Raw genomic sequence first — 13,079 nt, 5'->3', positions numbered from 1 at the left:
CGCAGACCTAGCGCCGGATCTCCTGGATGCGGGGCAGGCCCTTGACCAGCTGCAGGGCCATGCGCAGCTGGTTGTCGCGGGCCAGCTGTTCCGCGGCATCGTCACGCTTCTTGCTGCTCGTGGCCTTCTTGCCGCCATCGGCGTTCTCCAGATGGCCGCTCAGGTTCTGCTCGCGCAGCAGGATGCGGGGCTCGTCGGCGTCTTCTTCACGCGGACGCTCGAAGGGGATCTCCAGGTCGGGCACGATGCCCTCGGCCTGGATGGAGCTGCCGCTGGGCGTATAGTACAGGGCCACGGTCAGCTTGAGGGCCGAGCCGTCGGACAGGGGGATGATGTTCTGCACCGAGCCCTTGCCGAAGGAGCGTTCGCCGATGATCAGGGCGCGCTTCTGGTCGCGCAGGGCACCGGCCACAATCTCGGAGGCCGAGGCCGAACCGGCGTTGATGATCACCACCACGGGCACGTCGATGTCCCCGGCCTGGTCCTTGGCCTCATAGATGCGCTCCGGCACGGGGCCGCGGCCCTGGATGGACACGATGGTGCCCTTGCTCAGGAACATGTCGGAAACGCTCACGGCCTGGTCCAGCAGACCGCCGGGATTGTTGCGCAGGTCGAGCACGATGCCCTTGAGGCCGCCGGTCTTGGCGCATTCGCGGGTGGCCTTCTTGAGGACGTCGCGCAGGTCCTCGTCGGTGCGGCCGGAGAAACGGGTGAGGCGGATCCAGTAGTAGCCGTCTTCCAGCGGCTTGGACTTCACGCTGACCAGCGGGATGGCCTCACGCTTGACCCGGATGGTCTTGGGCGACTTGGAGGTGCTGTGCAGGATGCCCAGCTCCACTTCCGTGCCCTTGGGGCCGCGGATGCGCGAGACCACGTCCTGCAGGCTCAGTTCCTGCGTGGGCTGGCCGTTGATGGTCAGGATGACGTCCCCGGACTGCAGGCCGGCACGATAGGCGGGCGTGTCCTCGATGGGGGTCACCACGGTCACCTGGCCGTTCTCCACCGTGATCTCGATGCCGATGCCGGTGAACTCGCCTGAGGTGGTCTCCTGCATCTCCTTGTGTTCTTCAGGCGTCATGAAGGTGGAGTGCGGATCCAGGCCCTGCAGCATGCCCTTGAGGGCACCGTCCAGCAGTTCACCCTGGTTCACGTCCTTCACATAATAACGGTTCACCAGATCCAGCACCTGGCTGAAGCGGCGCAGGGCTTCGAAATCTTCCTCGACCTTGTCTTTGTCGGCCTTGGCGGCAGCGGTGGCTCCCAGCGGGCAGCAGAGGGCCAGCACGCAAAGGAAAACGGTCAAACGGAAAAGAGCTCGCATGGATTGCCTCCCGAAAAGATCATACGGACGCAGGGGCTCCTGCCGGAACCGGCGGGGCAGGCACGCAGCCTTGCCGGGCCGCCTGCGGAGCGGCCATAGTTACCTTTTTCAGGTCAAAAAGCAATGACGGCCGGGGCCGCGGCCAGCCCCGGAGGAGGAAGGCCGCCGTACCGGCATGACGGCGGCCGGGGACCACGGCAACCCGGCAGGTACGCCATGGACAGGGGCGGCCCGCAGATGCATGCCGAAAAAAGTACCGCTCCCGGCCCCGCAGGCTGGCGCAAAAAAAGGGGCCGCCCGTTGCCGGGCAGCCCCTGGGATCGCAAAGGCGCAGGGCCTAGATGAAGAACAGCCAGGTCAGGATCAGGAACAGCGGGATCAGGATACCCACGGACCAGGCCATGTAACCGAAGAAGCTGGGCATGGCCACGCCCTGTTCTTCGGCGATGGAACGCACCATGAAGTTGGGGGCGTTGCCGATGTAGCTGTTGGCGCCCATGAACACGGCACCGGCGGAGATGGCGGCCAGGGTGGGCGCCATGTCGGTCATCAGGTGCACGGGGTCGCCGCCGGCGGTGTTGAAGAACACCAGGTAGGTGGGCGCGTTGTCCAGGAAGCTGGACAGGGCGCCGGTCAGCCAGAAGAACATGTAGTTCACGGGCTCGCCGTCATGGAAGACCATGTTGATGACACCGGCCAGGGCGCCGTCGGTACCGGCACGCAGGATGGCCAGGGCGGGGATCATGCTCAGGAAGATGCCCAGGAAGAGCTTGGCCACTTCTTCGATGGGGGCCCAGGAGAAGCCGTTGAGTTCACGGCACTGGCGGGTGGTGAACTTCCAGGACAGGCCGGCCAGGCAGAGCAGCAGGATGTCGCGCAGCAGGTTCTGGCCATCGATGCCCACGCCGTGGATGTTGATGGCTTCGCCGAGGTCGATCATGCCGGAAACCAGCACGCAGAGCACGATGCCCAGCAGGAAGAGCAGGTTGATGGAGCCGTCGAGGCCCAGCTTTTCTTCCACCTTGTTGGGATCATGCGGGGGCTGGGGACGACCTTCACGGCCGTACAGGACGGTATCGAGCACGAAGTAGATGCCCAGCAGGGCCAGGGACATGAAGCAGGTCTTCACGAACAGGTTGGTGGTGGTCCAGAAGAAGCTCACGCCCTTCAGGTAGCCCAGGAACAGCGGCGGGTCGCCCAGGGGAGTCAGGGAGCCGCCGATGTTGGCCACCAGGAAGATGAAGAAGACCACGGAATGCACACGGTACTTGCGGTGGGCATTGGCGCGCAGCAGGGGGCGGATCAGCAGCATGGCGGCGCCGGTGGTGCCCATCCAGCTGGCCAGGATGGTGCCCACGGCCAGGATGCCGGTGTTGACCACGGGGGTGCCCACCAGCGAGCCCTTCAGGCGCACGCCGCCGGCCACGGTGAACAGGGCGAACAGCAGCACGATGAAGGGGATGTACTCCAGCAGGATGGCATGGAGGAATTCATAGAAGGCCACGTTGAAGCCGTAGACCACCAGACAGGGAATCAGGAAGGCAAGGCCCCAGAAGACGGAGATCTTGCCGAAGTGATGATGCCAGATATGCGGCAGGGCTAGCGGCATGATGGCGATGGACAGCAGCATGCATACGAAAGGAATGACCCAGACCGCGGACAGTTCCGCACCGGGGATGCTCGGATGCCCTTCGGAGGCCATGGCCAGCACGGGAAGCGCCAGCACGGTCAGCAGGGCAAGAGGCAGGGACCAGCGTTTCAACATGGAATTCTCCTCAAGTCAGTATAAAATATCACAAGAGAAAACATTGTGATACATTATGAAAACTTTTCAATCCTACGCCATTTCCACGTTTTTTGCAATGAAAATGCTCCCTCTTGGCGCAGGATGAACATTTCACAAAATCCGGCTTACCTGACGGGGTCCGGGCCGTCCCCGGGCAGGGCCGCGGCCGGGCCGCTGTCGCTGCCGTAAAGGCTGCGGTATTCGTGCTGGAAGATGCACATGCGCGTGGCGTCGTGGTAGGCGCCGTTGGCGAAGAACTCGTGGATGAGCACGCCCTCGGCCTGGAAGCCCAGCTTGGAATAGACGTGGATGGCGCGCACGTTCTCGTTGTCCACCACGAGGTAGAGCTTGTAGAGGTTGAGCGCGTCGAAGGCGTAGGCCATGGCCAGCTTGGCCGCCGCCGTGGCAAAGCCGTGGTTCTGCCAGGCCGGGTCGATGATGATCTGGAACTCGGCCCGGCGGTGGATGTAGTCGATCTCCACCAGCTCCACCAGGCCCACGTTCTGGCCCTGATGGTCCACGATGAAGCGGCGCTCGCTCTGGTCATGGATGTGCTTGTTGTACAGGTCCTGCAGTTCCACGAAGGCCTCGTAGGGCTCTTCGAACCAGTAGCGCATGACGTTGGCGTTGTTGTCCAGGCCGTGCACGAATTTGAGGTCTTCCCGTTCCAGCGGCCGGATGCGGATGGCGGCCGATGCTTCCCTGCCAGTTTCCATGCTGAGACTCCCTGCCGCGCGCCGCAAGGCCAAGGCTTGCGGGAACGGCGTTTTTCTGCCAGATTTCCGGCGAATTCCACCAACAACGAGGATGCTATGCCCAAGGACCCCACTCCCCGGCGCAGGGCGCGTCTGGGCTCGGTGCTTGCCCACCGTCAGCCCGACCTGACCCTTGTGCTTGCCAATATCCATGACCCGCACAATGTCTCGGCCATCTACCGTTCCTGTGACGCCTTCGGCGTGGACAAGGTGCACCTGTACTATACCGACACGCCCTTCCCCGTGCTGGGCCGCAAGACCTCGGCCTCGGCCCGCAAATGGGTGGAGAGCGTGCGCCACCGCGACCGTCAGGAGCTGGAGACCAGCCTGCGTGCCCAGAACATGCAGATCCTGGCCACCACCTTCACGCCCACGGCCAAGCCGCTGCGCACCTGGGACTTCACCCGTCCCACGGCCATCATCATGGGCAACGAACACAGCGGCGTCAACGAGGAACTCATCAGCATGGCCGACGGTGAGCTCTACATCCCCATGTACGGCATGATCCAGAGCTTCAACGTCTCGGTGGCCTCGGCCATCATCCTGTCCGAAGCCTGCCGCCAGCGCGAGGCCGCCGGCTTCTACGACAGCCCCCGCCTGGAGCCCGACGAGCTGGAACGCCGCCTGGCCCTGTGGCTGGAAAAATAGACTGTCCCGCAAGATGCGAAAAGGGGGCGCCCTGCCGGGTGCCCCCTTCGTCCATTATTCGATATCCAGCCCGTCGGCGGGCTCGCCGCTGCCCTCCGCATGCGGCCTGACCACCTTCTGGAAGCGGTGCCCGTCCCAGCGGTAGCCGATCTCGTTGGCCAGCGGCAGGTAGAGCATGCCGGTCTTGTTCCAGAACACGGGGTGCGCGCGCAGGCCCCCCATGCCCAGGCAGATGAGCACCGAGGGGTTCACATCGTCGGGCACGGGCTGGCCCTTGGCAAAAAATTCCTGGATGTCCGGCTCCTGCGGCACGTCCACGGGCACCGTGCGCCCCGAGGCGTCCACGCGCCACAGCTCCACCGTGCACAGCTCGGTGCCCAGCGTGCCGATGGCCGCCACGGCCGAACCGTCGTCAGCGTCCCGGAACAGACGCAGGGCCACGCCGCTGTCGCGGAAGGGCAGCGCCCGGAACACGATCACGTCCCGGCTCTCGCCGGCCAGTTCCCAGAACTCGCTCTGGCCTTCTTCCAGCAGCTGCTGTTTGTCCTCGTCCTCAAGGCCTTCGGCCGTATTTTCAAAAATGCTCGTGGGCAGGGCGCCGAACGCCTCGCGGGCGGTGAGCGCGCTCTCCTGCGCCAGGCCCGCGGACGGGCTCAGCAGCATGAGCATCAGCAGACAGAAAAAAACACGCATAACTCCCCCTTGCCGCGACACTGTCCCGGCTCGTCAAAAATTTTATACGGCCTTCCCCGTCCTTTGTCCATCGCTCCGGGCCGTTTTTCCCGGCGCTTATCAGGAATCCCTCTTGCCAAACAGCGTCGCCACGCTTACATAACAGCCCATGAACAATCCCTGCATCCATATCGAAAAAGCCCGGCAGCACAACCTCAAGGACATCAGCCTGGACATCCCCCGCGACGAGCTGGTGGTGGTCTGCGGGCCCTCCGGTTCCGGCAAGTCCACCCTGGCCTTCGATATCGTCTATGCCGAGGGCCAGCGCCGCTATGTGGAATCCCTTTCGGCCTATGCCCGGCAGTTCCTGCCCCAGATGGACAAGCCGGACGTGGAGAAGATCGAGGGCCTTTCCCCGGCCATCTCGCTGGAACAGCAGAGCACCTCGCGCAATCCCCGTTCCACCGTGGGCACGGTGACGGAGATCCACGACTTTTTGCGCGTCTTCTTCGCCCGTCTGGGCCGCATGTACTGTCCCTCCTGCGGCCGCCCCATCGAGGCCCGCTCCGCCGACGAGATCATCACCGACATCATGGCCCTGCCCCAGGGCAGCAAGTTCATGGTCATGGCGCCGCTGGTGGAACTGCAAAAAGGCACCCATCAGGACAAGTTCAAAAAGCTGCGCGCCGAAGGCTTCGCCCGCGTGCGTGTGGACGGCACCTTCCACACCCTGGACGACGTGCCCGCCCTGGACAAGAACAAGAAGCACAGCATCGACCTGGTGGTGGACCGCCTGGTCAACAAGGACGGCATCCGCGGCCGCCTGGCCGATTCCGTGGAGCTGGCCCTGCGCTACGGCGAAGGCCGCCTGACCGTCCACCTGCCCGACAGGCCCGAAGGGGAACGGGACATCATCCATTCCACCACCTCGGTCTGTCCGCACTGCCATATCTCCCTGCCCGCGCCCAGCCCGCAGCTCTTTTCCTTCAACAGCCCGCAGGGGGCCTGTCCCCGCTGCGTGGGCCTGGGCACCGTGGACTATTTCGAGCCCCGCCTCATCGCGCCCAACCGGGGCCTTTCCCTCAATACCGGGGCCCTGCTGCCCTGGGCCGAGAGCAAACACTTCCAGCGTTACGAGCCCTCCCTGCGCGCCCTGGGCGAGCGCCACGGCTTCACGCTCTCCACGCCGCTGGAGGACTTTTCCGACGCGGCCCTGGCCTGCCTGTTCTACGGCGAGGACGAAAAGGGCCGCCCCGCCGCGCACAGCAGCGGCCTGCGCCGCAACTGGATGGGCGGCAACGTGGCCATGGATGCCACGGGCGACTACCAGAGCGAACTTTTTACCGGACGCGCCGCCGACGTGAAGGTCAGCGAGGAGCGCTGGCCCGGCGTCATCCCGCTGCTGGAAAAAGGCATGCAGTACGGCGAGGCCTGGCGCGAGATCCTGGCCCGCTTCCGCCAGTCCACGGACTGCCCGGACTGCCACGGCGCCCGTCTCAAGCCCGAGGCCCTGGCCGTGCGCGTGGACGACCTAAACATCGCCCAGTTCTGTTCCCTTTCCGTAGAACGGGCCCTGCAATGGCTGGAAGGACGGCACTTCGACGGCCGCCACGCCCTGGTGGCCGAGCCCCTCCTCAAGGAGCTGACCCACCGTCTGTCCTTCATGCGCAACGTGGGTCTGGAATATCTTTCCCTGGGCCGGGCCATGGCCACCCTTTCCGGCGGCGAGGCCCAGCGCATCCGTCTGGCCTCCCAGCTGGGCTCCGGTCTGGTGGGCGTGACCTATGTGCTGGACGAGCCTTCCATCGGCCTGCACCCGCGTGACAACGAACGCCTGCTGGGCACCCTGCGTTCCCTGCAGCAGCGCGGCAATACCGTGCTGGTGGTGGAGCACGACGAGGCCACCATCTGCGCGGCCGACACGGTCATCGAACTGGGGCCCGGTTCCGGCTCCCAGGGCGGCGAGATCATGTTCCAGGGCAGCGTGCCCCAACTGCTGCGCGCCGATACCCTCACGGCCCGCTATCTGCGCGGCGACGCCAGCATCAGCCTGCCCGACGAACGGCGCGAGCCCCAGGGCTGGCTGACCCTGCACAACGTGACCACCAACAACCTGCGCGGCATCGACTGCCGCTTCCCGCTGGGCGTGCTGACCTGTGTCACGGGCGTGTCCGGTTCGGGCAAGAGCTCGCTGGTGGTGGACACGTTGTACAAGCATCTGGCCATCAGCCTGGGCCAGCGCGTGGACCAGCCCGGCACCATCGCCGGCCTGAGCTACAGCGAGGGGGCCCGCCCCATCGAGCGCATCGTGGCCATCGACCAGACGCCCATCGGCCGCACGCCGCGTTCCAACCCGGCCACCTACACCAAGGTCTTCGACGAGATCCGCAACATCTTCGCCATGACCCCCGACGCCCGCAAGCGCGGTTACAAGCCCGGACGCTTCAGCTTCAACGTGCGCGGCGGCCGCTGCGAGGCCTGCGGCGGCGACGGCCAGATCCGGGTGGAGATGCATTTCTTGCCCGACGTCTACGTGACCTGCGATGTCTGCAAGGGCCGCCGCTACAACCACGAGACCCTGGAAGTGCGCTACAAGGGCCTGAACATCGCGGAAGTGCTGGATCTGCCCGTGCAGCAGGCCCGTACCTTCTTCGAGAACTATCCCGTGCTGGAGCGCCGTCTGGCCGTGCTTGAGGAGGTGGGCCTGGAGTACCTGCGTCTCGGCCAGCCCGCCACCACCCTTTCCGGCGGCGAGGCCCAGCGCATCAAGATCTCGCGCGAGCTGGGCAAGCGCTCCCTGCCGGGCACGCTCTACATCCTGGACGAGCCCACCACCGGCCTGCACATGCACGAGGTGGGCAAGCTCATCAAGGTGCTGCACGCTCTGGTGGACAAGGGCGCCAGCGTGGTGGTCATCGAGCATAACACGGACATGATCCTGGCCGCCGACCACGTGCTGGACATGGGCCCCGGCGGCGGCGAGAACGGCGGGCTCGTGGTCTCGCAGGGCACGCCCGAGGCCATCGTGGCCGACCCCGATTCCGTCACCGGCCGCTTCCTGATGCAGGAACGCCGCGACCGCCTCAAACGGCGCGGTTAGACGACTCCCGTTGATGTCGAAGGCTGCCCCCTGCGGGCAGCCTTTTTCGTCTTCCAGTCCTGCCGGATGCTGCGGGCCCCGGATGGGCCAGTGCGAGGAGGAAAAAGGATGCATGGAGGCCTTTCAAGAGGCTCTCCCTCTTTTATGGCCCTGCAAAAGATACGGACGATTTCCTTTTGCCTCGAGCGCAGTTTTTTTCAGAATGTCCCCTTCCGTTCCCCGCATCATTTCATCAGTCAATAAACATCAAAAACAAGCGTCGCCACTTTTCAGGACATCCTCCATCCCTTTTTCTCTTTCTTCCGCAGTGTCCCGCCCCGCTTCCGTCACCACCAATCCATAGGCAGCGCCCCTTTCCTGTGCTATACTGGATGCGTTCCCGCTCCGGGATCAATCCCTGTGTCTCCAGGAGGCACCATGTCCGCGCTCTCCTTCCTCCACGACCGTCATTCCTCTCCCCGCTCTCCCTGGTCTGCCTTGTGTGCCTGCTCCTGTTGCCCGCGTGTCCGGCACCGGGCTCCGACCTCGACGGAACGGCCCATAACCACCACGCCCAGATCAGGGCGGGCGATGCCTACAGCAATATCTACGGCGTCATGGCCTATGGCGACAGTGCCCGGGCCCGCTACGGCACGGTCGTCAATGACGGCGGTCAGGCCGTGCAGACCTTCGGCGGCTGGTGTTACGGCGGCGTCGCCGACACCGCCTACAACAGCATCGTCGTCAATGGCGGCCGCATCAGTGACAATGCCTACGGCGGATCCGCCCTTGCCACCATGTTTGCCCGAAGCAACAGCAATACGGTCCTCCAGATTGGCGGCGATGTCTCCCATATCGTGGGCGGCAATGCCGACAGCGGCCGCGACAAGGCCCTGGCCGACAGCAATCTCGTTATCATCAAGGGGGGCACGACCGGTACCGTGGTCGGCGGCCATGCGTCAGGTCTGCTTGACGGCTCGGCCCGTTACAACCTGGTCAGCATCTCCGGCGGCTCCATTACCAGCGTCGCCGGCGGCAGTGCCACCACGACCAACGGGACAGCCGACGCCAGTTTCAACGCTGTTCTCGTCAGCGGCGGCAGCATCAGGGATCACATCGTCGGCGGCATCGTCTATGCCAGCAGCGGCGGACAGTACGGCGCACGCTACAATGCCGTCACCCTCACGGGCGGCCATATCGGCGGCTATGTCTTTGGCAGCGCCCTCACGGACAGCCTGGGGCAGAACGTCTCCCCCCTGCCCGCTGCCGGCAGCGGCAACAGCCTCAACCTGCTGGGCTGGCAGGGCACGCTCCGGCGTGTGGCGGCCTTCCAGTACCTCAACCTTGCCCTGCCCAACGGCATGCGGCCCGGAGAGACCCTGCTGACACTGGGCAACGAGCAGAAAGAGGGCGACCTGCAGGGCAGTACGGTACGCGTTCTGGGGGCCCTGGGGGGCCAGGGCATGCGCATCGGTGACCGGTACACGCTGATAAACAGCATCCATGGCGATGAACTGGCCCTGAGTAATGGCGGTACCGTCCATGATGCGCCCAAGGGCTTCGCCCTGCTCTTCGACGGCAGCATGCAGCGCAACGGTGACTCCATCGACCTGACCATCACCGGCTTGCGGGCCAACCCGCAGATAAAGGCCTTCAACCAGTACCGGGTGGCCCAGATGGCGGCCCTCGACCGGGGCGCGCGCCTGGTGGAAGGCACGGCCCTGGAGCAGGCCCGCAAGGCGGCTTCCGGACAGGATGCCTGGATGCCCTTCGCGGCCATCCATGGCGGTACGGAACGCTACGGCAACGATGGCCGGGCGGACGGCACCGGCCTGGAACTGGCTGCCGGTCTGGCCCGGAACTTCACGGGCGAGGCGGGCGACCTGCTGCTGGGCGCGTTTTTCGAATACGGCCAGGCCAGCATCGGCACCCGCGAGGACTTTTCCGTAGGCGACGTCTGCGGCACCGGCAGCGCCCGCTACGCGGGCGGCGGCCTGATGGCCCGCTTCGACCTGACGTCCGGCCTTTTGTCCGGCCTGTACGCGCAGGCCGGTCTGCGGCTGGGGCAGATCAATGGCGACTGGCAGAGCCAGGACATCGCCAGCGTGCTCCAGCAGACGGCCGACTTCGATACGTCCACGGCCTACTACGGCCTGTTCGCCGGCCTCGGCTACCAGTGGCAGGCCACGGAACGCATGCGCCTGGACAGCCGGGCCAGCTTTTTCTGGAACCATCAGGACGGACAGGACATCAGCATCATGGGCGAGGATTTCCGCTTCGATCCCATGGATTCCTGCCTGCTCCGCGTGGGCACCCGCCTGAGCTATGAGCTTTTCCAGGGCTTCAGTCCCTACGCGGGCGTGGCCTGGGAACATGAGTTCGACGGCACGGCCCGCACGGAACTGAGCAATCACGGCGTGGATGCGCCCTCGGTCTCCATGCGCGGCGACAGCGCCGTCTTCATGGCAGGCTTGCAGTGGGATCCCGCTCACAGCTCCCTCCATGTGGACCTGGGGCTCGAAGGTTCCGCGGGTGTCCGGCAGAGCATCGGCGGCCAGGCCCGCCTGGTCTGGGAATTCTGATGGCAGGAGCATCGCCCGCGCCTTCCCGCGGGCACAAATAAAAAGAGGCCGGATGTCCAGCACATCCGGCCTCTTGCATAGTATCGTATCATCGATGTCGCAGACGTCCCGGCGGCACGGTGCGGCTCGCCTCAGGTACGGCCGTCCGCCCTCCGAGCCTCTCCTCCAGCCGGAGGAGCCTTCGCCGGCAAGGTCTGCCCCGCTCTGCCCGATCACCGTACGAGCCTGAAAGTCATCCCCGGGCGTGGCGGCGCAGCACCTCGTCCACCAGTCCCTGACCGAGACTGCCGAAAGGACGCAGCGGCGCAGGCTCTCCCGCACCCGGCTCCTGCAGGCAGCGACCGTACCAGACGATGTCGTGCCAGCGGCCCTGCTTCCAGCCCGAGGCCGGGAAATGCCCCAGCAGGGAAAAGCCCGTCGCCCTGTGCAGGGCTTCGCTAGGCTCGTTGGGCACCGCGATGCAGCCATAGGCGTTGACCACGCCCTGCAGGCGCAACAGTTCCAGCAGGGCCCCGTACAGGGCACGCCCCACGCCGCGCCCACGGGCGGAACCAAGCACATAGACGGAGCACTCCACGTTCCAGCCGTAGGCCGCCCGTTCCATGTGCCGGTGGGCATAGGCATAGCCCAGCACCTGCCCCGGCGCCCGGCAGACCAGCCAGGGATATTCCGGCAGCACATGATGCAGACGCGCGCCGAACTCCGCAGCCGTGGGCACCTCGTATTCGAAGGTGATGGCCGTGTCCCGCACATAGGGCGCATAGATGGCCAGCATGGGGAAGACGTCGCCGTCCCCGGCCACCTGCAGGCAAAAGCTCATCGCTTCTCTCCTCCGCCGGGGATGCTTTCCCCGTCTGCGGCCAGCCCGCTGACCACACCGCCTATGCAGATGCCCAGGCTGCACATGGCCAGCCCCAGCCACCAGATGCGATAAAAGTCATGGCCAAAGATGCCGTTGACCAGCCAGCCCAGGTACCCCAGATAGAACCAGGCCGTCAGACGCCAGTGCAGAAGACTGCCCGCGGCCTCCGCCGCACGCTGCGCCACACCGCCGTCATGCAGGGCACGACGGATATGCCTGCCCGCCCACCAGGCGAAGCCCAGCAGGAAGATCATGCCCAGGATGAAGCCGATGATGCCGTGGGCATACAGGATATCCAGATACATGTTGTGCGGGTGGCTGATGGTGATGGCGTCATGGGCCGGGACGAGCCCCAGGGCCCGGAAGCAGGCGTTGTAGCGGTCAAGCCCCGCCCCCAGCCAGGGATGCTCGAGGAAGACCTGCCAGCCCAGGGACCAGAGGCTCCAGCGCCCGTCCCCCGCGATGGTGGACGGATCCATGCGGTGGAAGGACAGCAGGGTGAAGCCCCCCAGCACCAGGACGCAGCCCCAGAGGGCGATGCGTCCCGTCCTGCCGCCCGCCAGCAGGGCCCAGAACACGAAGGCGGAGGCCACGGCCAGGATGCCGCTGCGGCTGGAAGCGCCTTCCAGCAGGAAAAAGGCCGGGATGAAGAGCACCACCCAGACGATCGCCGCGGGCAGGACGCCCAGACGGCGACGCAGCAGGAACCAGCAGGCAAAGGCAGGGATCATGGCCAGCGCCATGTAATTGCCCACGCTGTAATCCCCCAGGCTGCCGGTCAGGCGTCCGGCGTTGGGCGCATAGCCCATGATGAAGTCGAAGCCGGTCCAGGCCTGCCACATGCCGTCCAGTCCCTGCCAGACACAGGCCAGCACACAGGCATGGACAAGGCGACGCAGATCCCGTGTGGAGCGCACGCACTCCATGGCGATGAAAGGCAGGATATAGGCCTTGTTGACGCCCATGCCACCATGCAGGAAGGACTGCCAGACGTCCGTGGAGAAGACCACGCCGATGAGGGTCATGGCACCGGCGCAGAGGAAGAGCGGCCAGACCGTGAGACGGCGCAGGACGGAACGGTGCCAGGCGTGCCGGTAATAGAGCAGCAGAAAGATGAAGCACAGCGGCGGCGTCACTTCGCGCCAGCCGTAGCCGATGGGGAACAGGGCCAGGGAGACCCAGAACGTCCAGAAAAGACAGGCATGCCAGAATTCCCCGGGATCGGCGTCATGGCGTCGCCGGATACGGTCCATCACGTCCGCGACACAGCTCTTCAGTTGCGACATCTTCGGGCCTCCTGTAGTGGGATAGCGGCACCATAGCGGCAGGCTTTGCCGAATTCAAGCCGCCTCTTGCCACCAGTCCCCCGCTGCG

At 65.3% G+C, this 13,079-nt stretch carries 9 protein-coding genes; 3 read left to right on the top strand and 6 right to left on the bottom strand.

Annotated elements, in window-relative coordinates; all coding sequences use genetic code 11:
• Positions 1–7: 7 nt before the first annotated feature.
• The 3 genes from ACQRCJ_RS04840 to speG all read right to left on the bottom strand — a co-directional run bounded on the left by ACQRCJ_RS04840 (position 8) and on the right by speG (position 3,823).
• A complete protein-coding gene (locus ACQRCJ_RS04840) occupies positions 8–1,321 on the bottom strand; it encodes a S41 family peptidase (RefSeq protein WP_303930987.1) in 1,314 nt (437 codons plus the stop codon).
• A gap of 337 nt (positions 1,322–1,658) precedes the next feature.
• The gene (locus ACQRCJ_RS04835) at positions 1,659–3,086 is read right to left on the bottom strand and encodes a sodium:proton antiporter (protein WP_168935372.1); all 1,428 of its coding nucleotides are present in this window, start codon (positions 3,084–3,086) and stop codon (positions 1,659–1,661) included.
• Positions 3,087–3,232: 146 nt separating this feature from the next.
• Positions 3,233–3,823 carry a spermidine N1-acetyltransferase gene (gene speG / locus ACQRCJ_RS04830; protein ID WP_168935371.1) on the bottom strand — a complete coding sequence of 197 codons (591 nt, stop codon included), beginning with the start codon at positions 3,821–3,823 and terminating at the stop codon, positions 3,233–3,235.
• Between the two features lie 96 nt (positions 3,824–3,919).
• On the opposite strand from speG, the gene ACQRCJ_RS04825 reads away from it, so the two are divergent.
• Entirely contained in the window at positions 3,920–4,510 is a 591-nt protein-coding gene (locus ACQRCJ_RS04825) for a TrmH family RNA methyltransferase (protein ID WP_168935370.1), read from the top strand.
• A 54-nt stretch (positions 4,511–4,564) separates the two neighbouring features.
• On the opposite strand, the gene ACQRCJ_RS04820 is transcribed toward ACQRCJ_RS04825, so the two are convergent.
• The gene (locus tag ACQRCJ_RS04820) at positions 4,565–5,203 is read right to left on the bottom strand and encodes a hypothetical protein (protein WP_303740229.1); all 639 of its coding nucleotides are present in this window, start codon (positions 5,201–5,203) and stop codon (positions 4,565–4,567) included.
• A 148-nt stretch (positions 5,204–5,351) separates the two neighbouring features.
• Here ACQRCJ_RS04820 and uvrA point away from each other — a divergent pair, with 148 nt between their 5' ends.
• Both uvrA and ACQRCJ_RS04810 read left to right on the top strand, forming a co-directional pair.
• A complete protein-coding gene (gene uvrA, locus ACQRCJ_RS04815) occupies positions 5,352–8,282 on the top strand; it encodes an excinuclease ABC subunit UvrA (RefSeq protein WP_303995769.1) in 2,931 nt (976 codons plus the stop codon).
• Positions 8,283–8,761: 479 nt separating this feature from the next.
• Positions 8,762–10,843: an autotransporter outer membrane beta-barrel domain-containing protein gene (locus ACQRCJ_RS04810; protein ID WP_303995773.1), complete on the top strand. Its 2,082-nt coding sequence runs from the start codon at positions 8,762–8,764 to the stop codon at positions 10,841–10,843.
• A gap of 232 nt (positions 10,844–11,075) precedes the next feature.
• Here ACQRCJ_RS04810 and ACQRCJ_RS04805 read toward each other — a convergent pair whose 3' ends face one another.
• Together ACQRCJ_RS04805 and ACQRCJ_RS04800 are read right to left on the bottom strand one after the other, a co-directional pair.
• The gene (locus ACQRCJ_RS04805; RefSeq protein ID WP_204674718.1) at positions 11,076–11,663 is read right to left on the bottom strand and encodes a GNAT family N-acetyltransferase; all 588 of its coding nucleotides are present in this window, start codon (positions 11,661–11,663) and stop codon (positions 11,076–11,078) included.
• On the bottom strand, positions 11,660–12,991 hold the full coding sequence (locus ACQRCJ_RS04800) for an O-antigen ligase family protein (protein WP_303995776.1): 1,332 nt from the start codon (positions 12,989–12,991) through the stop codon (positions 11,660–11,662). The genes ACQRCJ_RS04805 and ACQRCJ_RS04800 overlap by 4 nt, the downstream gene beginning before the upstream one ends.
• Positions 12,992–13,079 lie beyond the last annotated feature (88 nt).

This window comes from Desulfovibrio sp. SGI.102, from assembly GCF_050314315.1.
In the GTDB taxonomy this organism is placed as follows: domain Bacteria; phylum Desulfobacterota; class Desulfovibrionia; order Desulfovibrionales; family Desulfovibrionaceae; genus Desulfovibrio.
This window is presented reverse-complemented; position numbering and strand designations above follow the sequence as displayed.

Coding starts and splice junctions, on each gene's coding strand:
- uvrA (WP_303995769.1), top strand. CDS start 5,352: ATGAACAATCCCTGCATCCATATCGAAAAAGCCCGGCAGCACAACCTC.
- ACQRCJ_RS04820 (WP_303740229.1), bottom strand. CDS start 5,203: ATGCGTGTTTTTTTCTGTCTGCTGATGCTCATGCTGCTGAGCCCGTCC.
- ACQRCJ_RS04825 (WP_168935370.1), top strand. CDS start 3,920: ATGCCCAAGGACCCCACTCCCCGGCGCAGGGCGCGTCTGGGCTCGGTG.
- ACQRCJ_RS04800 (WP_303995776.1), bottom strand. CDS start 12,991: ATGTCGCAACTGAAGAGCTGTGTCGCGGACGTGATGGACCGTATCCGG.
- ACQRCJ_RS04805 (WP_204674718.1), bottom strand. CDS start 11,663: ATGAGCTTTTGCCTGCAGGTGGCCGGGGACGGCGACGTCTTCCCCATG.
- speG (WP_168935371.1), bottom strand. CDS start 3,823: ATGGAAACTGGCAGGGAAGCATCGGCCGCCATCCGCATCCGGCCGCTG.
- ACQRCJ_RS04840 (WP_303930987.1), bottom strand. CDS start 1,321: ATGCGAGCTCTTTTCCGTTTGACCGTTTTCCTTTGCGTGCTGGCCCTC.
- ACQRCJ_RS04835 (WP_168935372.1), bottom strand. CDS start 3,086: ATGTTGAAACGCTGGTCCCTGCCTCTTGCCCTGCTGACCGTGCTGGCG.